Source organism: Arthrobacter sp. MYb23 (genome assembly GCF_002979775.1).
Lineage (GTDB): Bacteria > Actinomycetota > Actinomycetes > Actinomycetales > Micrococcaceae > Arthrobacter.
Genome location: NZ_PCPR01000002.1, coordinates 128,030 through 150,671, shown reverse-complemented (window position 1 = coordinate 150,671; position 22,642 = coordinate 128,030). Strand labels below are relative to the sequence as shown.

Below are 22,642 nucleotides of genomic sequence, written 5' to 3'. Positions count from 1 at the left end.
GTGCCTTCAGCTTGGCTAAGCTGGAACCATGACTTCTGAAGCTACAGCCACACCCGTTATCCGCGCTGACGGCCGGACCCCGGACCAACTGCGCCCCATCAGCATCACCCGCGGCTGGTCGAAGCAGGCCGAGGGCTCGGCGCTGATCGAGTTCGGCAACACCAGGGTTCTCTGCACGGCTTCACTGACCGAGGGCGTGCCCCGCTGGCTCAAGGGCGAAGGCCGTGGTTGGGTCACGGCAGAGTACGCAATGCTTCCGCGTGCCACGAACACCCGTTCGGACCGCGAGTCCGTCAAGGGCAAGATCGGTGGACGCACGCACGAGATCTCGCGCCTCATTGGCCGCTCGCTCCGGTCCATCATCGACACCAAGGCCCTGGGCGAAAACACGATCGTCCTGGACTGTGACGTCCTGCAGGCCGACGGAGGCACACGCACCGCAGCGATCACCGGCGCCTACGTTGCGCTCGCCGAAGCCATCCGTTTTGCCCGTGAGAACAAGCTCATCGCCCGTAATGCGGAGCCCCTGGTGGACACCATCGCGGCTGTTTCGGTAGGCATCATTGATGGCGTCCCGATGCTGGACCTCCCGTATGTGGAAGATGTTCGTGCCGAGACGGACATGAACGTTGTGGTGACCGGTTCAGGCAAGTTCGTTGAAGTTCAGGGCACGGCCGAAGGGGCTCCGTTCGATCGCGACGAGCTCAACGCCCTGCTTGATCTCGCCCTCCTCGGGACCACTCAGCTGTCCGCCATCCAGCGCGAGACGCTGGCGGAAGCCCCGTGAGCGGAACGCCGGCTCCCAGGGACCAGCGGCTCGTCCTGGCAACTCACAACAAGGGCAAGCTGAAGGAACTCCGCGAACTTCTTCGTGGCCAGGTTCCAGGGCTCGACGTCGACACCCAGGTGGTGGACGCCGCCGCGGCAGGTGCCCCGGATGTTGCCGAAACCGGTGTCACGTTTGCTGAGAATTCCCTCCTTAAAGCCCGGGCTGTTGCGGAAGCGACAGGCTTGGTAGCCATCGCCGACGACTCGGGCCTTGCTGTGGATGTTCTGGGTGGAGCCCCGGGCATCTTCTCGGCCCGATGGTCCGGAGTGCATGGGAACGACACCGCCAACCTGAACCTGCTTCTTGCGCAGCTTTCCGATGTTCCTGATGCGTTCCGCGGAGCAGCGTTCGTTTGCGCCGCAGCTTTGGCGGTGCCAGGTCCGGACGGCATTGCCCACGAGACCGTGGAGTACGGCCAGCTGGAGGGGACGCTCTTGCGCGAGCCTCGTGGCGAAGGTGGCTTTGGATACGATCCCGTGCTGCAACCGGCCGGGATGGACCGCAGCTGTGCCGAGCTTAGCTCCGAGGAGAAGAACGCCATCAGCCACCGCGGACAGGCGTTCCGTGCTTTGCTGCCCGCGATTGTGTCTGCCCTGTCCGAGGCCGACGCCAGGTAGCTTTCCCCCTGGCTGTCCTCCGTGACAGAAAAGGCACCCCGCGAATGCGGGGTGCCTTTTTGTTGTTGCGGCTCTTTTGTCCTTGGGATGGTTTGCGGAGCCTCAGTGCTCGGGGTGCTTGCCGCCGTCGTGCTCTTCGATGAACTCTTCAACGGGGTCGGTGCCTTCGGCCGCTGCCCTGCGCTTTGCCATGAATCCACGGCCGATCTCAATGAAGATCGGGATGACCGAGATCAGAACGATGACGATGAAGATGATGTCGATGTTGTTGCCGACCCATTCGAACTGGCCAAGCCAAGCGCCGAGCAGGGTTACGCCGCCGCCCCAGAGGACTGCTCCAATGACGTTGAAGAGGAAGAACTTGCGCTTGTCCATCTGCGCAACACCCACTATCACTGGCACGAAAGTGCGGATGATGGGAACGAACCGCGCCAGGATCAAGGCCTTGCCGCCGTGCTTTTCGAAGAACGCGTGGGCGCTCTCCACGTTTTCCTTCTTGAAAAGCCGTGAATCGGGCTTATTGAAGATCGCTGGGCCGGCCTTGGATCCAATGAGGTAGCCGGTTTGGTTGCCGATGATGGCAGCCACGATGATCATGGCGCACATGGCCCACAGGTTGAACTCGATGGCTCCCGTGGAAACCAGAAGTCCGGCCGTGAACAGCATGGAGTCACCGGGCAGGAAGAACCCCACCAGGAGTCCTGTTTCTGCGAACACAATGGCGCAGACCAGGAGGACCACCCATGGTCCCAACGGTGAATCGCGGAGGAAGACGTCAGGGTTCAGCCAGTCCGGCAGGAAGGAAGCCATAGGCGGCGAAACCGGGCCCGCGCCCCCGAATGTGGATACGGCAAGGTCGCTTATCGCAGAAAAGATCACCCATCAAGCCTACTTGACGGCCGTCGTCGTATTTTTCCGGGTGCTCTCTTGACTCGTGGCGTACCGGTTGTATGGTTAGTTACATGAGTAATGAACCAGTGAGGCGGTGATGCTCATGATCGATGACAGCAAGCCGATCTTCATGCAGATCGCCGAACTCATAGAGAACGGAATTGTGGACGGCAGTATGGCCGAGGAATCCCAAGTGCCTTCCACCAATGAGTTCGCAGCTTTCCACCGCATCAACCCGGCAACAGCTGCCAAGGGCGTCAATCTGCTGGTGGATTCAGGAATTCTCTACAAACGCAGGGGGATAGGGATGTTCGTAGCTACGGGGGCACGCGCCCAGCTGGTAGCACGCCGCACCGAGGAGTTCTTCGAGCAGTACGTCAAGCCGCTGGCGCTGGAGGCCCGGAAGCTGGGCATCTCAGCGGAGCAGCTCAACACCATGATTGAACGCAGCTCCGGGCTCAACCCGGAACCCGGAACTGACAAGGAAAGGAGCGCGGCCCTGTGAACGAGACCATCGTCGAGGCCCGTAACCTGATCAAGCACTACAAAGACCTGAATGCTCTGGACCAGGTGAACCTGAGCCTCTCAGCCAACCGCATCTGCGGATTGCTGGGGCGCAATGGAGCAGGCAAGACCACCCTGATGTCCATCCTGACAGCCCAGGCCTTCGCCACGTCCGGTGAAGCACTCGTCTTCGGAGCCAACGCCTACGAGAACGAGGCGGTGCTGTCCCGGATCTGCTTTATCCGCGAATCGCAAAAGTACCCGGATGACTTCCAACCGCAGCACGCGTTCCGTTCTGCTGCGCTGTTCTACAAGAACTGGGACCAGGAGTTCGCCGACCGCCTGGCCGAGGACTTCCAGCTTCCCGTCAAACGGAGGATCAAGAAACTCTCACGCGGGCAACTGTCCGCTGTCGGAGTCATTATTGGCCTGGCCTCCCGGGCAGAACTGACCTTCTTCGATGAGCCATATTTGGGGCTCGACGCCGTAGCCCGGCAATTGTTCTACGACCGCCTGGTGGAGGACTATGCAGAGCACCCGCGGACCATCATCCTCTCCTCACACCTGATCGACGAGGTAGCCAATCTCCTTGAACACGTCGTTGTCATCGATCGGGGGCGGATCATCATGGACGCCGATGCTGAAGAGATCCGAGGTTCGGCTGTCACCGTTTCAGGTTCCGCGGAAAAGGTGGACGCCTTCCTGGCAGGCCGCCGGATCCTGCACCGGGAAACGCTGGGATCCCTGGCCTCCGTGACGGTAGACGAAGCTCTCAGCAGCCGCGAACGCACCGAAGCCCAGGAGCTTGGCCTCGAACTATCACCGGTTTCATTGCAGCAGTTGGTGGTACGGAAGACCATGGCCGGGGCAGGCGCAACAGGTGCAGGCAGTGGAGAATTCGCCGATGACACGATGGAGGCAAGGCGATGAGCAGGACCCTGGCAGTTGCCCGAATGCAGCTGATCAACAAGTGGACGTACATCGGATGGCCTCTGACTATCCTGGCGGCATCCTTCCTGATGTCACTCGCCATTTTTGCCCTCATTCCCGTCACCGAGGGGAAAAATGGCGGCGGCAGCCAGGCGCCACTCTGGTACTTCCTGGTCCTTGGAATCCAAAGCATGACCCTGGTGTTCCCGTTCTCCCAAGGCCTGAGCATCAGCCGGCGTGCGTTCTACTTGGGAACCCTGGGCCTCTTCTCGCTTATCGCACTGGGGATGACCGTGCTGTACATGCTGGGCGGTGTCCTGGAACGGGCCACCAACGGCTGGGGCGTTTACGGGTACTTCTTCAATATCCCGTGGGTCACCGACGGTCCCTGGTACTCCACCGCCGCATTCTTCTTTGTGCTGATGATGTTCATGTTCATCATCGGATTCTGGTTCGCCACCATCTTCAAGCGCTGGGGCACCACCGGAACCCTGGTCTCCACCCTGGGAACGGCGATAGCCCTGATCGGCATAGCCGCCCTCACCACCGTGTTTGATGGATGGGGACACTTTGGAAACTGGATGGCCCAGCAGACCCCGCTCAGCATCAGCGGGTGGGCCGCGCTCCTGTGCGTCATCCTCGCAGCAGGTTCCTACACAACTCTGCGCCGGGCCACTCCCTAGGCAACGAGATGTAGCGTTCGCCACAATACTGGCCGGAAGGGCCGCCCCGCCGCACAAATCGGCAGGGGCGGCCTTTTCCGGCTGTAATCTTGTCCAGTGGCATTGGACTTTACGGCGATCGACTTTGAAACAGCCAACGGCTTCAGGGGGTCTCCGTGTTCGGTGGGCCTGAGTAAAGTCCGCAACGGAGTTGTGGTGGAGGAAGCCTCCTGGTTGATGCGCCCTCCGGAGAACCACGATCACTTCGAATTCCACAACACCCGCATCCACGGCATCCGTGCCGAGGACGTCGCCGGCCGCCCACGGTTCGGAGAGCTCTTCCCTGAAATCGGCGCGTTCATTGGCGACGACGTACTCGCTGCCCACAACGCAGCCTTCGACCTCGGCGTTATCCGCTCAGGCCTGGAAGTCTCAGGCCTGGCCGGGCCGGCCTATGACTACGTGTGCACCGTGATGCTGTCCCGACGCTGCTATTCGCTGGTTTCCAATTCTTTGCCCTATGCCGCAGAGGAAGCCGGCGTTCCCCTGGTCAATCACCACGACGCCGCGGAAGATGCCCGCGCCTGCGCCGGCATCCTGGTGGACATCGCCAGACGGAACAACACCAACAGCATCGCCGAGCTCTACCTTTCCCTCGGCCTGAACCTGCCAAAGCAACCGGCATTCGATCCCGCACAAGGTCTCTCCAAAGCCACCATGTCCGCGCTCGCGGCGAGGACCGGAAGCGCCGCTGAACGCACGCTTGAACGAGCATTGGGCGTGCCGGGTGGCTTCCAGGCCTGGCCTGAGGAAGGGCCCAACCCGTTGCCGAACCCGTCCGCGGAACCCGGGCACCCGCTCTTCGGTCAGACCGTGGTGTTCACTGGCGACCTCGCCATCACCAGGCCGGAGGCAAAATCACGGGCCGCGGACATGGGCGCACGTCCCGAAAGCCGGGTAACTGCACGGACTACTGTGCTGATCGTGGGTGACGGCTTTGTGGCAGGTGACCTTCGCGCCGGCCGGCTCACAGGCAAGGCAAAGAGGGTCCTGGAACTCCATGCCAAGGGCCAGCAAATCGAGGTTGTGTCCGAGGGGGAGTTCCTGCAGATGGTGGGCGGCGCGTAGCCTCCACGCATCGGACCTGCCCATATCCAGTCATGCTGTACGTGTCCGGTCATACTGCGCAACAATCCTTCCCGCTGGTGGAGCCGGACTCCTAGCCTTGGGGCATGACCAAGCCAGCTCTTCCCCACGCTCCTGTGCGCCTGCCAGCCAGCGGCTCCGCTCCTGCCGGTGCTGCTTCTCCTGCCGGCGCTGCTGTACGCGGCGGGGTGGATTGGCGGAAGGTGTTCGCTTTCCCGAACCCCGTCAACGAGTACGCCGCACGGATCACGGCCGGACTGGTGGTGGTGCTGGCAGTCGCCACCTTGTTGACCGGCTGGGCCTTGGGCCTGGTGGCACTGGCAATCGGCTTCTGGCTTCGGGTGCTGTTCGGGCCACGGATCTCCCCGCTCGCACTGCTGTCAGTGAAGGTCTTGGCGCCCAGGATCGGACACGCCAAGCTGGCTGCCGGTCCACCCAAGCGTTTCGCTCAAGGCATCGGTGCCGCCTTGACGACCGCCGCTGTCGTGCTGTTTTTCACCGGCTTCCAGCCCGCCGCCTGGATCCTGCTGGCAATGCTGATCGTGGCGGCTTCGTTGGAATCCTTTGTGGGTTTCTGCCTCGGCTGCTCCATCTTTGGCTTCCTGCAGCGCCGCGGCCTCATTCCCGAGGACGTGTGCGAGGCCTGCAACAACGTGACGCTCCGCAGAACGTAACTCTTGTTTAGCCGGTGGTGACAGCAAGCAAGCGGTCGGCCATGCCGCGAACCACCTCCGGGGCTTCCAAGGCCTCCAACCAGTCGGCCGGAAGGCAGTCCTCACCGTAGTAAGCGCCCACGATGTTTCCGGCAATGGACCCGGTGGAGTCGCTGTCGCCACTGTGATTGATGGCCACGGTTATCGCTTTGCGGAAATGCTCTGCCGGCGTGCTGCCACTGGTTGCCAGCACTGCGTAAAGCCCGACGGCGAGTGCTTCCTCTGCGACCCACCCCTCGCCAAGGGCTGTGGTCAGTTCTTCCGGGTCCAAGGGGGCGCCCTGCAGGGACAACTGCAGGCAAGCATCCAGCCGCTCCGACAGTTCGGGTGCTTTGGTGGGGACGCCGTTGACGTAGATGAGGGCCTCGGTGGCGGCGTTGCGGACGTCGCTTCCTGCCACGATGTTGTGGATCAGCAGGCTGAAGGCTGCCGCGCAGAGCCGCGCTGAAGGGTGTCCGTGTGTCAACGAAGCGGCGTCCGAGCTGAGTTTGTAGACCGCTTCGCGGGAAATGTGGGGGATGAGTCCAAACGGGGCTGAACGCATCACCGTGCCGCAACCCTTGGAGTCGGCATTGACCGGACGGGCAACTGTTCCCATCTGGCCCGTAGCCAAACCGCTGAGGCAGGCGTTACCAGGTGCACGGCGGTGATGCAGGACATCCTGGGCGTCGATCCAGCGCGGTTGCGGAACAGGTGCGGACGAGGCAACAGCAACGTCCTGCGTGGCGAGCCAGCGCAGGTAGGCCAGCCACAGGCAGGCGATCTCGTCCGCTGCTACGCCGTCGTTCGCCCATTCGAGAGCTTCCACCAGGCCGTCGACGGTGTACAACGTCATTTGCGTGTCGTCCGAGAAGTGGCTGCCGGCCTCAAGTTGACCGAAGGAAGTCAGGCCCGCGGAACCATAGCGCGCGCGAATCGCGGCAAGAGACTCGAACTCCACTGCATAACCAAGGGAATCACCCAGTGCGCCGCCCAAAAGTGAGCCATGGACGCGGGACTCGAAGGAAGGAACGGCGGGGGACTTAGGCTCAACACTCATGCCAGTAACTTACCGTGCCCGGGAACCTCCGCTGATATGGTGGGGAAGCTGCCCGGCACTGACAAAACTTGGAGAGACATTTTGCGTGAACCTGCTTGGCGACGGACAGGCAAGACCCCCGATTACAGGTTTTCTCTCGCCAACGAACGTACCTTCCTTGCCTGGATCCGCACGTCCCTGGCCTTGCTTGCCGGCGCGGTCGCTGTTGACCAGCTGGCTCCCAACATAGCGCCCACGCCAGTCCGCCTGGTCCTCTGTGTCCTGCTTGCTTTGGTGGGGGCGGGGCTGGCTGTCCTTTCATACCGCCGTTGGGGGCAGATGGAAGCCGCGATGCGCAACGATCAGGCGCTGCCGTTCTCCAGGGTCATGTTGTTCATGACCATTGTGGTTGCCGTAGCGGCGTTCGCTTTTGCGGTGCTGATATTGGTGGCGCGGTAGGGATGGAAGTCCGCGATCCCGGGTTGCAACCTGAGCGCACCACCTTGGCATGGCGCCGGACGCTGATCTCCCTGGTAGTGGTGGACCTCTTCATTTGGCGGAGTTGGCTGACGTCCGAACCCTCCACCGGCAGCCTCGTGGCAGGCCTGCCAGGGCTCGATTACGAAGGGATTTGCGCTCTCATGGCAGCCGCGGCCACCATCGTGCTGGCTTCGGTGGTGTGGGTTCGCTCACGCCAACTCCACGCCGGCAACGAGGCAGCATCGGCCCGGCTCGTGCTGGTCAGCACGGTGGCTGTGGTGGGACTCGGTGCCACGGCCATCGCCGCCATCGCCCTGGGTGGATAGGCTCGGAGGCGGGATTCAGCCAGCGCCCAGACTCGGCTGGCACAATGCACAGTGGCTTTGAGCTTGCATCACTCCCTGCAAAGCCAGCGCCAAACACCAGCGTCCGCAGCGACGAAGCCGGTCATACGGCATCCACACCAACCGTAAGGACTCATTCCACATGACCTCACCTGTACAGGCCACACCCGAACCCCAGCCGGGACTTGTTGCCCGGCTGTCGGCTGAAGCTTTGGGATCGATGTTCGTCGCTGTTGTCGCGGTGGGAGTCGGGATTTTTTCAAATCCTGGTGCCGCCCCCTTGCCGGTAGCTCTTGCGACCGGCCTTGCGGTAACAGCAGCCATGCTGGCCTTTGGCCATGTGTCGGGAGGTCACTTCAACCCGGTGATCACCCTGGGCAATCTGATCGCCGGCCGCATCCGGGCTGTGGCTGCGTTGGGCTACCTGGCGGCGCAAATCATCGGCAGCGTGGTTGGTGCTGCGTTGATCTACTTTGTGTTGAGCACGGTGCCGGTCCTTAAGGACGCCAGGGCCGCGTTCGACGTCGTGGCGCCGGGCTTTGGCGAACACGCTGCCGCCCAAACACAGCTGGCCGGAGTTCTGTTGGTCGAAGTCCTGGGTGCAGCCCTCATTGTGGCTGTGTTCCTTGGCGCGACAGCAGGCCGCCGGGCCGTACCTGCCATGGCGCCCTTCGCCGTGGGCCTGTCAATGGCTGTTCTGCTTCAGCTCGGCCAGGTACTGGGAAATCTTCCCTTCAACCCAGCGCGGGCAACAGCCCAAGCATTCTTCAGCTCGTCCTGGGCACTTGAGGGCCTGTGGCTCTTCTGGGTGGCCCCGCTGATGGGTGCCGCTCTTGCCGGCCTTGCCTTCCGTGGTTTCCAGGGCCTGTCATCTGCTGCGGTCGCCGGGCCTGAGGACTTCAAGGTGGGCAGCGATGGGGTGAACGACTCCTTCGATGCCAACGACGAGCCGGTTGAGGACGCTGATGTCAGCGACTCCGAGGTTAAGGAAGCCGCTGTGAAGCCGGACATCGCCTCACCCCGGGCCGTGCCGGCTGCGCCGGTCAATGATGATGCCCGGGACTTCTTCGACGGTAAAAAGGGCAAATAACCTTACGGGCTCGACGGCGGGCGGCTCGCCTGCGCTTTATTGTCGGTGCCCCCGGTTAACTTGGAAATATGCGGTTACTTCACACTTCCGATTGGCATCTTGGCCGGTCATTCCACGGCGTTGGCATGCTTGATGCCCAACGAGACTTCGTGGACCAGCTGGTAGCGCTGGTGGAATCGAAATCCGTTGATGTCGTGCTGATAGCCGGAGACGTCTACGATCGCGCTTTGCCGGGACTGGATGTGGTCAAGCTCCTCGATGACGCTCTGGTGCGGATCACGCAGGCAGGGGCTGGCGTGGTCTTGACCAGTGGCAACCACGACTCCGCGATCAGGTTGGGCTTTGCTTCCCGTTTGCTGGAGCGCGGGGGAGTCCACCTCAGGACGCAGGTGGAGGAACTTGACGTACCAGTGCTGTTTCCCCTGGAAACCGACGGACACGGCGGGGACCGCGCAGGGAACGGCCAGGTGGCTATCTACGGCATCCCCTATCTTGAACCCCGGCTCGTCGCGGAACGGTTGGGCGCTGAGAACGCCAACCATTTTGATGTCACCTTGGCAGCGGTGGAGCGGATCCGGAGTGATGTTGAGAAGCGCCGCGCATCAGGACCCGTGTATCCGGTAGTCCTTGCGCATACCTTCGCCAGTGGCGGCATTACTTCAGAGAGCGAGCGGGATCTGAGCATCGGTGGCCTGGGTGCGGTTCCACTGGATCTCTTCGAAGACTTCTCCTACACCGCACTGGGTCACCTCCACGGGCGGCAGGAGCTGGCACCCAATGTCCGCTATTCCGGTTCTCCCTTGGCTTATTCATTCTCGGAAGCCAAACATCATAAGGGTGCCTGGCTGGTGGATCTTGACGCCGACGGCGTGGTCGCAGTTGAGGAAGTTCTGTGGGATGCCCCCAAAGCGTTGGCCACATTGCGCGGGACGCTGGAGGAATTGCTGGGCGGCGAAGAGCACGCGTGGGCAGAGAACGCCTATTGCCAGGTAACCCTCACTGACGCGCAACGTCCTGCTCAGGCCATGGAAAGGGTCCGGGCCCGGTTCCCGGACACCCTGGTTCTCTCCTTTGATCCCCAAGGTGGGGAAGTGCGGACGTCCACCAGTTACAGCAACCGCCTCGCGGCGGCACAAGATGACCTGGGCGTCTGCTGCGGTTTCCTGGAACATGTCAGGGACCGAAGCGCCAATGATGCTGAAGAAGCCGCACTGCGCGACGCACTTGAAGCAGTCCGGGTGCAGGAGGCCGGGCTGTGAGAATTCATCGTTTGGACATTGAGGCTTTCGGCCCGTTTGCAGCACCACAGCACATTGACTTCGACCATTTAAGCGCCCAGGGCCTTTTCCTCCTCAACGGCGCCACGGGAGCCGGCAAGACCAGCATTCTGGACGCCATCTGTTTTGCCCTGTACGGGTCCGTTCCCGGCACCCGCCAAGAGGGGAAACGGCTACGAAGCGATCATGCCGCGCCCGGCGCGGAGCCGCGCGTGGTCTGCGAGTTTTCCGCGCGTGGCCGCCGTTTTGAAGTGACGCGATCCCCGGCGTGGGACCGGCCGAGCGCCCGCGGTCGCCATGGATTCACCACCCAGCAGGCCAAGACGCTCCTCAGGGAACGCGTGGCCGGGAGCTGGGAGGAGAAGTCTTCCAGGAATGATGAGGTAGGTGCGGAGCTCTCGGACATCCTTGGAATGGACCGCGAGCAGTTTACCCGTGTGGTGATGCTGCCCCAGGGCGACTTCGCGGCGTTCTTGAGGTCCAAGGCCAATGAACGCCTGGATCTCCTCCAGAAATTGTTCGGGACCCAACGATTTGAAACGGTGGAACGCCAGCTTCTTCAACAATCCGCTGAAGCTACCCGTGCTGTGCAGGAGAACACCTCAGAGCTCAAACTGCTGCTGGACCGGGTTGCCTCGGAGCGTGACGCAGTGGATCTTCACACGGCTGACACCTCAGCCGATGCCACTCCGGCCGCCAGGACGGAACCGGGACAGGACCCAGAGGCCTGGCTGGCCGCTGTAGAGGCAGAGGTCCGGGCTGAAGGGAAGCGCCGGGAGGACGAGGCAGCTGAGGCAGCGTCTCTGTCCACCCGACTTCTGGAAGAGTTCCAAGAGGCCCAGGAGAGGTCGCTCAGGCACGGGCGGCTCGGCGCCGCGATGCAGCGGCGGGTGCTCCTTGAACTGGCAGCGCCGCGGGCACTGGAGAACAAGGAGATGCTCGGAAAGCACTGGCGGGCCGCCGTTCTCAGCGGCCAACTGGAAGCAGTCGATTCGGCAGCACGCAAACTCCAAACCGCCATAGCCCGGGCTTCCGTGATCCGCGGGAAGCTTGAGGCTGTGGGCTTGGATGCTGCCACTGCGGATGTCGCGCTGGAAACCGTCAAGGCCGGCTGCGCAGTCCTTGAGGCCCGGCTGTCCGATGAGCAGCGCTTGGAGGTGATCACGGCACGGCTGGCAACCGTAAACGGTGAAGTCGCTGAACATCAGGCAGCTGCCCAGGCTTCGGCCGCCGTATTGGAACAGCTGCGCCTTGACGTGTCCACTGTGGAGTCAGAGATCCTGCCGCATGTGCCTGTGGCTGATCAACTCGCAGAACTGGAACGGGCGGCTGCTGATGCTGACGAGTTGGTGGGGATTGTGGCCCTTCACGCAACTGCCACCCATGAGTTGGACGAGATTACCCGGAGACATCTCCAGGCCAGGACCTCGTCCCAAGACCTGCGGCAGAAGTGGCTTGATGTCCGTGAGCTGCGTCTGGCCAACGCAGCAGGGGAGCTGGCAGCGGCGTTGGAGAGCGGAAAGCCGTGCGCCGTGTGCGGAAGCGAAGAGCATCCCAACCCCGCCGAAGCCGTGCAAACAGCACTGTCCCTCGCCCAGGAAGAGGAAGACACAAAGGAACGGTTTGAGGCCAGTGAAAAAGTCTTGGGGCTCCTCGCCGAGCAGGTTTCCTCTGCGGCGCAGGTGCTCGCCGGACTGGTTGCCCGGGGTGGCTCAGTTGATGCTGCTGAAGCAGAGTCAAAGCGGGCATCCGCCCGGGATGCTGCCTCGGCGGCCCGTCAGGCGGCAGTGGAGCTGGAAAAGCTTCGTGCTCGGCACGGGGCCCTCAGCAAGCAGATTGCCCTGGTGCAGCAAGAGCACGCTGAGTCCGTCAGCGCAGCGGCCCAAGCGTCATCGGCTGTGCACCTGCTGCAGGAGCAATGTGCTGCCTTGGAAGCAGAACTCGCTGGCTTGAGGGAAGGCTTCCCCAGCCTTCGCGGGAAGTTGGAAGCCCTCATGGCTGAGCGCGGGCTTCTGCAAGCGGCCGTTGATGCAGACCGGGAACTGGACCAGGCAAAACAGGCCGGCGTGGACGCCGCCGCCTCACTGGAAAAGGCCCTTTCGGAATCCGGTTTCGCATCGGGCGACGAAGCCCGCCGGGAAATCCTGCCGCCGGCCGATGTTGTGGGCCTTGAGAAAGACCTCGCTGATTTCGACGCCGAATCGTCCCGCGTGGATGAACTGTTTGCCGCTGAGGACCTGGTCCTTGCGGCAAAGGAAGCCAGCATTGGCGAACTACCCTTGACCGAGGCCGAACTTGCCGAATCGAGGCTTCTTGCTTCCACCGCCGCGGATGATGCGCGGGCGAAGGCATTGTCAGCCGGCCTGGCTGGAAAGTCGGCGGATGCTGTTGCCCGGCTGGGGAAGGAGTACCGGACTCTGGCGCAAGAGGGAAGGGAACCTCTGAGCCGGGCACATATGCTGGCTGAACTGGCCGATACCGTGCGGGGATCGGGCGATAACAACTACCGGATGAGCCTGAACACCTACGTCCTGGCAGCAAGGCTGGAACAGGTGGCCCTTGCCGCCTCCGAGCGGCTCGTGGCCATGAGCGATGGCAGGTACACCTTGCAACATACGGACGCCAAGGCTGCCAGAGGTGCAAAGTCGGGCCTTGGTCTCGAAGTCGTGGACGAGTGGACCGGCCAGCGGCGGGATACGTCCACGCTATCTGGCGGTGAATCCTTCATGGCCTCGTTGTCCTTGGCACTGGGCCTCGCCGACGTGGTCCAGCAGGAGGCCGGCGGCGTGGATATCGAGACACTGTTTGTTGACGAAGGCTTCGGCAGCCTGGATGAGCAATCACTGGAGCAAGTGATGGACGCACTGGAAGGACTTCGTGACGGCGGCCGGGTGGTTGGCCTTGTCAGTCACGTCGCGGAAATGAAGCAACGGATCACCAGCCAGCTTCAGGTGGTTAAGGGCAGAAACGGATCCAGCGTGCGGATTGCCGAAGCTCTTCCGGTCTAAGTCGCATCCGATAGACTTAACCCGTTACACCGGGTCGCGCGCATCGGGAGGAGGGACGATGCGCATTCTTTAGCGAACCCGGATTAATGGAAAAAACCTCTGTAGCTTCACAGTCTTTATCATCGGCTCCCGCACGCCCCTCACGCCTGCCGGGCCGATTCGCGCGGCTTCCTGAATTGGCGGGACCTGGTTTCCTGCCCTTGGGGCTCTTTGCCAGGCTTCCCTTGGCCATGCTGACCGTGGGGACCCTGACCCTCATTACAGCCGTCAGCCAGTCGTACGCAATCGGCGGCATGGCGGCCGGAGCGGTGGGCATCGGCTCGGCGTTGGGTGCTCCGGTACTGGGCTCTTTGGCCGACAGGGCCGGGCAACGGATTGTGCTCCTTGTGGCAGCGGTCATCAATACCCTTGCCGTAGCCGGGCTCCTCGCCGCGGCCTACCTCACGTCCGGCTATGGTTCCGTGGGCGACGCGGTGGGTGTCCTCATTGCAGCTTTCCTCGCGGGAGCCAGTTGTCCGCAGGTGGGTCCCATGGCCCGTGTGCGGTGGATGGCGCTGACCACCCGCAATTTGTCCCCTTCTGCAGCCAACGGTGGAAGAAGTGTCGCAGCCAACCGGGCTGACCTGGATACCGCACTGTCCTATGAGGGCACCGCAGACGAGGTCACCTTCGTGCTGGGCCCTGCGTTGGTGGGCGTCTTGGCCAGCATGGTGGCACCCTGGTTGCCTCTCGCTTTGGCAGCCGTCATGACCATCACCCTGGTTCCTGCCTTTGCGGTCCACCCCAGCCAGCATGCGGTGGTACCGGCACCCCGGAAGCCGCGTGCCGGCGTCGTGCCTCCCAAGGGCCAGGAAACTTCTCAAGGCCAGGAAACTTCTCAGGGACAGCAATCTCCCGGGGCGCAATCCACCCAGGTGGCTCCGCAGCAGCGCAAGCGATGGGCCGGCGCCGTGGTGGCTGTTCCGGTGGTTGCCATGGTTTGCATGGGTACCTTTTTCGGGGCGACGCAGAACGCGTTGAGTGCCTTCTCGGCGCAGTACGCCTCAGCTGAGATCGCCGGACTTCTGTATGCGGTGATGGGTCTCAGTTCCGCTGTTGCAGCGCTGTCCGTAGCGTTTTGGCCTCAACGGTTCAGCTTGGCTTCCCGTTGGGTTGTCGCGGCACTGGCCATGTCTGTTTTGTCCCTCCTGCTGTTTCTCCCTGCAGGTATTTGGCCCATGATCTTTGTCTTGCTGATACTGGGCGTCCCTGTGGGGCCGGTCATGGTCACTGTTTTCAGCATCGGTGGCGTGGTGGCTCCGGCCGGTCGCATGGCCACAGTGATGACGGCGCTGGCCAGCGGAATCGTGGCTGGAACGGCTTTGGGCTCCTACCTGGCCGGGCAATTGGCGCAAACGCAGGGCCCGGGGGCGGCCTTCGTCGTTTCGGTGGCCGCTGCAGCCGGCCTTCTGCTGCTGGGTGTTCTCACGTGGTTGGTGATGAAGCGCCAGCCTCAGGCTTAGTGGAGCGCCCCGGCGAGGGATGAGGCCATGAGTTCCACCAGCCGGAGGGACCGTTCGTCGTCGGGGTCGGCCAAATGTTGCATGCTGATGCCGTCGATCCCGGAAATGAACAAGCGCGTGATGTCCTCCAGGTTGGCGGGGACAGGTTCTCCGGCGGCTTCTGCGGCCGAACGGAACAGCTCCAGCGTTGAGTTAACCCAGCCGTCGTACATGGAACGGTTCATGAGCAAGGCCTGTGGCTGGTCCTCGGCCTCTACGCGGAAGCGCCGAAGCAACAGCTCGAAGGTGGTGACCTGCTCATGCGGGTTTTCCAGCATGCGGCTCCAGATGCGTCTGGCATGGGCGCCCACCATGTGGCGCAATCCCATTCCAGGGTCGGCCACAGGCTCCAGTGCCTTGGCGTAGTCCCTGCTGAGGAAGTTGTAGACCTCTTCCAGGAGTTCGTCCTTGCTCCGGAAACAGTAGTGCAGTGCCGCAAGCGGGGCTTCGGCTTCACTGGCGATTCGTCGCGTGGTTGCAGAGGCGAGGCCGTCCTGGGCGATCACCCTTGCAGCGGCTTCAACGAACTGCAGCCGCCTTTCCTCAGCGGGAACCCTGGCCATCCATGCACCTTCTTCTCTTTCAGGCGGTCTCAACGATCGTAGGCGGTATCCGCCGTGACGTCGTTTTGGCCGTGCCGGGGAGGTGAAAAAGTCCTCCGAAAGAAATTTTACGCCAAAACCTAGTCAAGTGACCCAGTCAAGCGACATACTTCTTTCAGGAACGTTGTCTGCATCACATTCAGATGCGGTGAACTGAGGAGAACTGATGGAAGATTTCGCTGATCTGGTGATCATGAATGCTTCGGTCCACACCATGGACCCGGCGGCACCTCATCACGTGAGCGATGCCATCGCCGTCAAGGGCGGCCGCGTCGCCGCGCTGGGCTACAACGACGTAAGCCAATTGATCGGCACCGCCACGCACGTCATCGATGCCGCGGGTGGTGCTGTCATTCCAGGCATCAACGATGCCCACCTGCATTTCGTGTCGGCTGCCATGGCCGCCTTTGGCTATGTGCGCCTGGAACCGGCCGTGGCGCCTGACTGGGCGGCCGTCGTCGACGTCGTGGAGTCAGCGCCGGCGGGGGAAGACGGCTGGGTGCGTGCCCATGGCTGGGACGAAGCCCTGCTGGGCCCGGCGCAGGGATTCCTGCACGAAGTCCGGCCGGACACGCCCGTGGTGGCGTTCGACAGCACAGGGCACCAGTTGTTGGCTAACGGGGAAGCCCTGAGAAGGGCCGGAATTGACGCCGCAACACCGGACGTGCACGGGGGCGTTGTGGCGAGGACTTCCGACGGCAGCCCCACAGGCCTGCTCCAGGACGGGGCCATGGAACTTCTTTCGCGGGCCATGCCGCCGGTGCCGGGATCCACTCTGCGGCCGGCTCTGCTTGCCTTGCAGGCGCACCTCCATGGGCTGGGTATCACTTCCCTCACCGATCCTGGCCTGGGTCCGGCAAGTGCGGGACTCATGGATGGTGCAGGTTCGACGGCGGCACTGGAGTTGCTGGGCGACCTCGCCGAGGCGAACGAACTGACGCTCAGGGTCAACGTCCTGATGCTCTTCGCGGGAACCGGGGGAGCCAACGCCGATGCGGTTAGTGCAGGCCTGCGCAGCGGACTGGCTGCTACCTACCTGAACCGCGGTATCAATCCGGAGCAGTTGCGGATCGCGGGCGTCAAGATCTTCGCCGATGGCATTCCGCGCAGCGGCACCGCGTGGATGAGTGAGCCGTATGGCAAGGCCTGTACGCACGGCAGCTTGGTGATCCAAGGGGCCACCGACGCCCAGCGGGTTGCGGAGCTGCATAAAATCCTGGGGCTGATCAACGACGCCGGGCAGCAGGCAGGGGTCCATGCCACGGGGGACGCGGCCACCGCCGCAGCCGTTGAAGCGATCATCGCAGCGGATGACGGTGCCGAGGGCCGTCCGACGTCATCCGGGAACCGCCACTACATCATCCACGGCGCCTTCGGTGATCACGGGACACTGCACACCATGGCCTCCCACGGCATTGGTTACAGCACCAACCCCCTCATCCGCCAAGAGGCTGGCGACATCATGCGCCAGGTTCTTGGTGAGGAGCGTTTCTCCCGGCACCAGCCCCTGAAGTCAGCAGCGGGAGCCGGAGTTCATGTCAACCTTGCCTCGGATGCTCCCGTCACCAGTAGCGATTGGCGGCGCACCGTGGTGGCAGCCGTCCGACGAGCCACTCGTTCCCAGCCGGGCAATCCGCGGGACCCTGAGCGTATTACCGGCTTGCAGGCTTTGGCTGCCATGACCACCAACGCAGCCTGGCAGGACCACGCGGAGCACTTCAAAGGTGCTTTGACATTTGGCATGACAGCAGATTTGTGCCTGTTGACCAACCCCTGGCCGGTGGACGAGGACATTGAAAAGCTCCTCGACACAGAGGTCAGGCTCACCCTGAGCGGTGGCCGCGTAGTCCACCAATCAACGTAGTCCGCCCATAACCAGCTAGAACATTCCCCTTCCAACCCATTCGTGATTCAAGGAGCACCATGCGACGCACTATTCCCTTGGCCCTGGCCGCAGTTTTGTCCATGACTTTGGCCGCCTGCGGTGGCGGTTCCGGCCCGGCGGCCGCCCCCGCTGCTGACGGCACCACCACCCTGAAGGTGGGCACCATCGGCATCGGCTCGGACGCAGCTATCCGCCTTGCAGCTGACAAGGGGTATTTCAAGGAGCAGGGTCTCACCGTCGAGACGTCTGTCATTGCAAACCCGCCTGCCGGCATTGCAGCTGCCCAGAGCGGCCAGATTGATCTCACCTACACTCCCTCCATCCCGCTGTTGAATGCACTGAGCCAGAACGTGCCGCTCAAGATCGTCGCCGCGGCCGACGGCTACAAGGACGGTGCCAGCGAAGACGCTGACCTCAACCGCGTGGATGACACCGGACTCCTGGTGCAGCAGGCCTCGGCCATCACCAGGCCCAAGGACCTGGAAGGAAAGAGCGTCAGCGTCCCTGCGCGTAAAGCACAGTTGGAGGTCACGGTCAGCAAACTGGTCAAGGACGACGGCGGCGATCCCGCCAAAGTGAACTGGATGGTCCTGGATCCCTCGTCTGCACTCCAATCACTGAACTCCGGTCGCGTGGACGCAGCATCGCTCGTCGCCCCGTTTACGTCGAAGGCCGCCGCGGAAGGAAACAGGCTCCTGGCCTCGCCCGGCGTCGAGTTTTTTGAACAGGGCGCTATTGGCCTGTGGGTAGCGGGGGCGAACACAGTGAAGTCCAAGGAGAAGGCGCTGGCGGGGTTCAAGGCTGCCATCTACAAGGCGAACGCTTACGCCAACGGCCACATTGATGAAGCGCAGCAGCTCAGCGCAGAGATCACCAAGACGCCGCTGGACGTCGTCAAATCCGGTGCCGTGAATTACTGGCCCGAAGAGGTTCGCGTTGAAGACATCGAGCGCGCCAACAAGAATCTTGCCGACCTCGGATTCCTGAGTGCGCCGGTGAAGCTGCCCGCTGACGTAATTTTCGGGAAGTAGGCCGGAAGCTACATGGGAGATTCATCATGAAAGAATCCATCCGCCCCTCTGCATTCAGTGCACTGGGCATCGCCGGGGCCCTTGTCATCTGGCAGGTTCTCGCGGCGGCGAACGTGGCAGGAAATGCCCTGCCGTCGGCCACCACCGTGTTCGCTACGCTTGCGACCATTCTGGGTACAGGCACTTTCTGGTCAGCCCTTGGCGCCACCCTTGGCATCGCAATGCTCGCGTTGGCCATAGCGGCTTTGGCGGGAGTGGTTCTGGGTTTGCTGATAGGCAGCTTTGAATCGGTCCGATACGCCACGTTGGCTGTGTTGGAATTCCTGAAGCCGGTTCCGCCGATCGTCATCCTTCCCCTCGCGGTCCTGGTGCTTGGTCCGACAGCTGAGATGGCGCTGTTCCTTGTGGTATTCGGGTGCCTGCTCCCCATCGTCATGCAGACCGTGGACGGGGTTCAGGGGACTGATCCTGTGGCGCGCGATACTGCCCGCTCCTACGGCATGGGCGAGGGAGAGATTCTGGCACGGGTGGTGTTGCCCAGCGCCATGCCCTACATCGGTACGGCCATGCGGGTGGCAGCTCCTGCTGCCTTGGTGGTCACGGTGGTGGCAGGCCTGCTGGGCGGTGGCCCGGGCCTGGGCCAAAGCATTTACCAGGCACAAGCGGCAGGTGACTACGCCAGTCTTTACGGATTGGTCATTGTCCTCGGTGTCCTGGGTCTGTTATTCCAAGGTGCTACGCGGCTGGCCGAGCGCCGTGTCCTGCACTGGCATGAGTCCTACCGGGAAGTGGTGCCCTGATGAGAAACGTCGCCGTACGAAATTGGGTGATCGGTGCAGGCACTCCGGTGCTGCTGCTGGCGGCCTGGTGGTTCCTGTCCGCCAACTCCGCCGATCCTTTCTTCCCTCCGCTGGAAACCATCCTCATCCGTTTCCAGGAACTGTGGCTGTTTGACCACTTTCAATCCGATGTCCTTCTGAGCTTGGGAAACCTGTTCCTGGGCTTTGCCATTGCAGCGGTTGCCGGGGTCGTGCTCGGGTTCGTCACCGCACTGGTCCCTCCGGCCCGGTGGATGATCGATCCGTTGATTCATTTCCTCCGCGGTATTCCTCCCGTGGCGCTGGTGCCGATCTTCATCTCCCTCATCGGATTTGGTACCCAAATGCGCGTAACCAGCATTGCCCTGGCGGCGTTGTTCCCCACCATGATCGCCACAGTGGACGGCATACGGAGTGTCAGCAACGATCTCATGGACGTCGCCCGGGTTTACCGGCTAAGCCGAAAGGAGAGGGTACTCAACGTCCTCCTGCCAGCGGCGATGCCCCAGATCTTCTCCGGACTGCAGGTGAGCCTCCAAGTGGCCTTCATCGTGATGATCGCCAGCGAAATGCTGGGCAGTTCGCAGGGCATCGGAGCCATGACCTTGCTGGCACAACAGAGCTTCATGACCGCTGACATGTGGGCCGGCATCCTGCTCCTGGGTGTTATCGGATTCCTGGTCAACATCCTGTTCAGCCTGCTCAAGCGCAAGGTTTTGTCCTGGTACATCGGATCCCGTCGCATGGCGCGTGCAGCATGAGCGCCCGGCAGGCCCCCGCTCTCCCCACCCGAAACAGAAAGTCCACCATGGCACAGCAACCAGAAACCCGCATCAGTGCGACCACACCGCGGCTGGACGTGGCGCACCTCGCCAAGACCTATGGCAGCGGCGAAAAATCACACACAGTCATCGAAGACCTCACCTTCACCGTGGACGCCGGCGAGGTTGTTTGCATCGTCGGTCCATCAGGGGTTGGAAAGACGACACTCCTGAAATGCCTGGCCGGGCTTCATCCGGCAAGCAGCGGACGGGCAGCCATTGATGGGCGAACCATCAGTGGCCCGCCTCCGGAAATGGCACTGGTCTTCCAGGACTACAATCGCTCGCTGATGCCCTGGCTCACCGTCCGGAAGAACCTGGTGCTTCCCTTGCGGCACCTCAAGTTGCCCGCAGCGGAACTGAAAGAGCGCTGCGATAGTGCGCTGGCCGCCGTCGCACTCTCCCATGCGGACAACCAGTATCCCTGGCAGTTGTCCGGAGGCATGCAGCAACGCGTGGCGATCGCCCGGGCGCTGGCGTACCGGCCCGAGATCCTCATCATGGACGAGCCGTTCGCTTCAGTGGACGCGCAGACCCGGTTTGATTTGGAGGACCTCTGCTTGAAGATCCGGAAGGACTTCAACATGACGATTTTGGTGGTCACCCACGACATCGACGAAGCTGTGTACCTTGCCGACCGTGTAGTGGTCCTCGGATCCCGGCCCGCCCGCGTCCTCAAAGTGGTGGATGTGGACCTGCCGGTACCACGCGATCAAATCACTACCCGTTCCTTGCCGGAGTTCGCCCGGCAGCGAACCGAAGTGCTGTCCCTGATCAAGAGGCCCGCATGACGGGGCAGCGAGGGGCAGCCGCCAATCGCCGGCCCAATGTCCTGTTCATCATCGCGGACCAGCTCCGGGCCGACCACCTGGGTTTTGCAGGCAATCCCACTGTCAAGACGCCGAACCTGGACGCGCTCGCGGCCAAGAGCGTTGTTTTTGAGAATGCGACGGTGGCCAACCCCACGTGCATGCCTAACCGTGCCAGCCTGATGACCGGCAGATGGCCCTCTGTTCACGGGACCCGCTGCAACGGCATCACCCTTGATCCGCAGACCCGGACAGTTCCGGGATCCCTGGGGGCGGCTGGTTACCGCACTGTGGGTGTGGGGAAGCTGCACCATCAAAACATGGGGTGGGAGTTTGAGCCGCACCAGGCCGAGGAGATCCAGGCCACCGACCCCATGATGTTGGACGCCGTGGTCAGCGACGCCCGCCGTCACGGCTTTTCCCCGGGGTGGGATCAGTGGGAGAACCGGGACGCTCACGATGCCCGTTTCATTGCACTTCCCGCCGACTACTACGGTTACCAGCACGTGGACCTCGTGATCGGCCATGGGGACCGCCCCGGCGGTCACTACGTGCATTGGGCCCGGGAACGCGGTGTTGATCCCGAGATGCTGGGAGGTCCGGGAAATTCGTCCAGCACGTACGGGGGCTGGGATCAGGTGTATCAGACGGCTATCCCGGCTGATGTGCACCCCACCAGCTATGTGAGTGAGAAAGCCATCGAGCACCTCAAGGATGCCGCCGGTCGGGATCAGCCGTTCTTCATGTTCGTGTCCTTCCCGGATCCACATCATCCGTTCTCACCTCCGGCTGGCTATTCAGACCTCTACAACCCGGGGGAGTTGCCGCTCCCGTTGGGCTTCGAGCAGGACCACGCTGCCTCGCCGGAGCATGTCAGGAACATGATGGAACACCGCGGTGAGCCGAACATGGACCCGACCATGACATGGGCGGCCACGGAGGAACAGTACAGGTTCGCGGCGGCCGCCCAGTACGGGCTGATCACCATGATGGACGAGCACATTGGCCGGATCCTGGATGAGCTGGACCGCCAAGGATTGGCCGAGGACACCATTGTGGTGTTCACCAGCGATCACGGAGATTTGTTTGGTGACCATGGCCTCATGCTCAAGCATTTTGTCCACTACCGGGCCGTGACCAACGTCCCGTTGCTGGTGCACCTTCCCGGGATGCCACCGCGGCGAACTGGAGCCTTGGTTTCCAGTGCGGATTTGGCCCCGACGCTCCTTGAGCTCGCAGGCTCCACAGGGTATCGGGGGATTCAGGGGCGCTCACTTGTGCCCCTCCTGAAGGGGGACACCGAGCATCATCGGGACTCGCTCCTGGTGGAGGAAGAGCAACCTTTTGGCTTGGACGGACTGCCCGGACCAGTCCGTATGCGGACTGTCATCACCGCTGAGGGCAGGCTGACCCGGTACTTCGGCACCGGGATTACCGAACTGTACGATCATGGCGAAGACCCAGGGGAGTTGGTGAACCGTGCCGGCCATCCTGCCTATGCCGGATTGGAAGACCGGCTTTTGCGAACCATGCTCGAAGAGATGGCGGCACTCGCGGACCAGGGCACGGCCCCGACGGCTGCGGCTTAGCCAACGGCTCGACGGCGGCCCGCTGGCTTTGGTGATC

The 22,642-nt window shown here is 62.5% G+C and carries 22 protein-coding genes; 19 read left to right on the top strand and 3 right to left on the bottom strand.

Annotated features, from left to right (window positions below; translation table 11 throughout):
- Positions 1–28 precede the first annotated feature (28 nt).
- Entirely contained in the window at positions 29–787 is a 759-nt protein-coding gene (gene rph, locus CQ020_RS03100) for a ribonuclease PH (RefSeq protein ID WP_011775233.1), read from the top strand.
- On the top strand, positions 784–1,446 hold the full coding sequence (rdgB, locus tag CQ020_RS03095) for an RdgB/HAM1 family non-canonical purine NTP pyrophosphatase (protein WP_105690514.1): 663 nt from the start codon (positions 784–786) through the stop codon (positions 1,444–1,446). The genes rph and rdgB overlap by 4 nt, the downstream gene beginning before the upstream one ends.
- Positions 1,447–1,548: 102 nt before the next feature.
- On the opposite strand, the gene CQ020_RS03090 is transcribed toward rdgB, so the two are convergent.
- Entirely contained in the window at positions 1,549–2,310 is a 762-nt protein-coding gene (locus tag CQ020_RS03090; protein WP_181151754.1) for a DedA family protein, read from the bottom strand.
- A gap of 130 nt (positions 2,311–2,440) precedes the next feature.
- Here CQ020_RS03090 and CQ020_RS03085 point away from each other — a divergent pair, with 130 nt between their 5' ends.
- The 5 genes from CQ020_RS03085 to CQ020_RS03065 all read left to right on the top strand — a co-directional run bounded on the left by CQ020_RS03085 (position 2,441) and on the right by CQ020_RS03065 (position 6,253).
- Positions 2,441–2,842 carry a GntR family transcriptional regulator gene (locus CQ020_RS03085; protein ID WP_219844472.1) on the top strand — a complete coding sequence of 134 codons (402 nt, stop codon included), beginning with the start codon at positions 2,441–2,443 and terminating at the stop codon, positions 2,840–2,842.
- Positions 2,839–3,771 (top strand): ABC transporter ATP-binding protein, encoded by a 933-nt coding sequence (locus CQ020_RS03080; protein WP_105690511.1) that lies wholly within the window; start codon positions 2,839–2,841, stop codon positions 3,769–3,771. Before CQ020_RS03085 ends, CQ020_RS03080 begins: the two co-directional genes overlap by 4 nt.
- Entirely contained in the window at positions 3,768–4,454 is a 687-nt protein-coding gene (locus tag CQ020_RS03075; protein WP_105690510.1) for a hypothetical protein, read from the top strand. Before CQ020_RS03080 ends, CQ020_RS03075 begins: the two co-directional genes overlap by 4 nt.
- A gap of 96 nt (positions 4,455–4,550) precedes the next feature.
- Complete coding sequence (locus CQ020_RS03070) at positions 4,551–5,561, top strand: exonuclease domain-containing protein (RefSeq protein ID WP_105690509.1); 1,011 nt, start codon at positions 4,551–4,553, stop codon at positions 5,559–5,561.
- Positions 5,562–5,665: 104 nt separating this feature from the next.
- Positions 5,666–6,253 carry a DUF4395 domain-containing protein gene (locus CQ020_RS03065; RefSeq protein WP_105690508.1) on the top strand — a complete coding sequence of 196 codons (588 nt, stop codon included), beginning with the start codon at positions 5,666–5,668 and terminating at the stop codon, positions 6,251–6,253.
- A gap of 7 nt (positions 6,254–6,260) precedes the next feature.
- On the opposite strand, the gene CQ020_RS03060 is transcribed toward CQ020_RS03065, so the two are convergent.
- Positions 6,261–7,331 carry an ADP-ribosylglycohydrolase family protein gene (locus CQ020_RS03060; protein WP_105690507.1) on the bottom strand — a complete coding sequence of 357 codons (1,071 nt, stop codon included), beginning with the start codon at positions 7,329–7,331 and terminating at the stop codon, positions 6,261–6,263.
- A 36-nt stretch (positions 7,332–7,367) separates the two neighbouring features.
- Between CQ020_RS03060 and CQ020_RS03055 the strand changes: the two genes are divergently transcribed.
- From CQ020_RS03055 to CQ020_RS03030, 6 genes are all read left to right on the top strand, one after another.
- Positions 7,368–7,769: a YidH family protein gene (locus tag CQ020_RS03055; protein ID WP_024817248.1), complete on the top strand. Its 402-nt coding sequence runs from the start codon at positions 7,368–7,370 to the stop codon at positions 7,767–7,769.
- Between the two features lie 2 nt (positions 7,770–7,771).
- Positions 7,772–8,116: a DUF202 domain-containing protein gene (locus tag CQ020_RS03050; protein ID WP_105690506.1), complete on the top strand. Its 345-nt coding sequence runs from the start codon at positions 7,772–7,774 to the stop codon at positions 8,114–8,116.
- 160 nt (positions 8,117–8,276) lie between these two features.
- Positions 8,277–9,224 carry an MIP/aquaporin family protein gene (locus tag CQ020_RS03045; RefSeq protein ID WP_105690505.1) on the top strand — a complete coding sequence of 316 codons (948 nt, stop codon included), beginning with the start codon at positions 8,277–8,279 and terminating at the stop codon, positions 9,222–9,224.
- 68 nt (positions 9,225–9,292) lie between these two features.
- Positions 9,293–10,483 carry an exonuclease SbcCD subunit D gene (locus tag CQ020_RS03040; protein WP_105690504.1) on the top strand — a complete coding sequence of 397 codons (1,191 nt, stop codon included), beginning with the start codon at positions 9,293–9,295 and terminating at the stop codon, positions 10,481–10,483.
- Positions 10,480–13,509, top strand: coding sequence for an AAA family ATPase (locus CQ020_RS03035; RefSeq protein ID WP_105690503.1), 3,030 nt, complete (start codon positions 10,480–10,482; stop codon positions 13,507–13,509). The genes CQ020_RS03040 and CQ020_RS03035 overlap by 4 nt, the downstream gene beginning before the upstream one ends.
- A gap of 86 nt (positions 13,510–13,595) precedes the next feature.
- On the top strand, positions 13,596–15,011 hold the full coding sequence (locus CQ020_RS03030) for an MFS transporter (RefSeq protein WP_105690502.1): 1,416 nt from the start codon (positions 13,596–13,598) through the stop codon (positions 15,009–15,011).
- On the opposite strand, the gene CQ020_RS03025 is transcribed toward CQ020_RS03030, so the two are convergent.
- Complete coding sequence (locus CQ020_RS03025; protein WP_024817242.1) at positions 15,008–15,613, bottom strand: TetR/AcrR family transcriptional regulator; 606 nt, start codon at positions 15,611–15,613, stop codon at positions 15,008–15,010. The two genes, CQ020_RS03030 and CQ020_RS03025, sit on opposite strands and share 4 nt — an antisense overlap.
- A gap of 205 nt (positions 15,614–15,818) precedes the next feature.
- Here CQ020_RS03025 and CQ020_RS03020 point away from each other — a divergent pair, with 205 nt between their 5' ends.
- Genes CQ020_RS03020 through CQ020_RS02995 form a run of 6 tightly spaced genes read left to right on the top strand, consistent with a single transcriptional unit; the run spans position 15,819 to position 22,605 of the window.
- A complete protein-coding gene (locus tag CQ020_RS03020) occupies positions 15,819–17,516 on the top strand; it encodes an amidohydrolase (protein ID WP_105690501.1) in 1,698 nt (565 codons plus the stop codon).
- Between the two features lie 59 nt (positions 17,517–17,575).
- A complete protein-coding gene (locus CQ020_RS03015; protein ID WP_105690500.1) occupies positions 17,576–18,568 on the top strand; it encodes an ABC transporter substrate-binding protein in 993 nt (330 codons plus the stop codon).
- Between the two features lie 26 nt (positions 18,569–18,594).
- Positions 18,595–19,368 carry an ABC transporter permease gene (locus CQ020_RS03010; RefSeq protein ID WP_105690499.1) on the top strand — a complete coding sequence of 258 codons (774 nt, stop codon included), beginning with the start codon at positions 18,595–18,597 and terminating at the stop codon, positions 19,366–19,368.
- On the top strand, positions 19,368–20,147 hold the full coding sequence (locus tag CQ020_RS03005) for an ABC transporter permease (RefSeq protein ID WP_105690498.1): 780 nt from the start codon (positions 19,368–19,370) through the stop codon (positions 20,145–20,147). Before CQ020_RS03010 ends, CQ020_RS03005 begins: the two co-directional genes overlap by 1 nt.
- Positions 20,144–20,998, top strand: a complete 855-nt coding sequence (locus tag CQ020_RS03000; RefSeq protein ID WP_105690497.1) for an ABC transporter ATP-binding protein — start codon at positions 20,144–20,146, stop codon at positions 20,996–20,998. Before CQ020_RS03005 ends, CQ020_RS03000 begins: the two co-directional genes overlap by 4 nt.
- Positions 20,995–22,605 carry a sulfatase gene (locus tag CQ020_RS02995; protein ID WP_105690496.1) on the top strand — a complete coding sequence of 537 codons (1,611 nt, stop codon included), beginning with the start codon at positions 20,995–20,997 and terminating at the stop codon, positions 22,603–22,605. The genes CQ020_RS03000 and CQ020_RS02995 overlap by 4 nt, the downstream gene beginning before the upstream one ends.
- Positions 22,606–22,642: the final 37 nt, after the last annotated feature.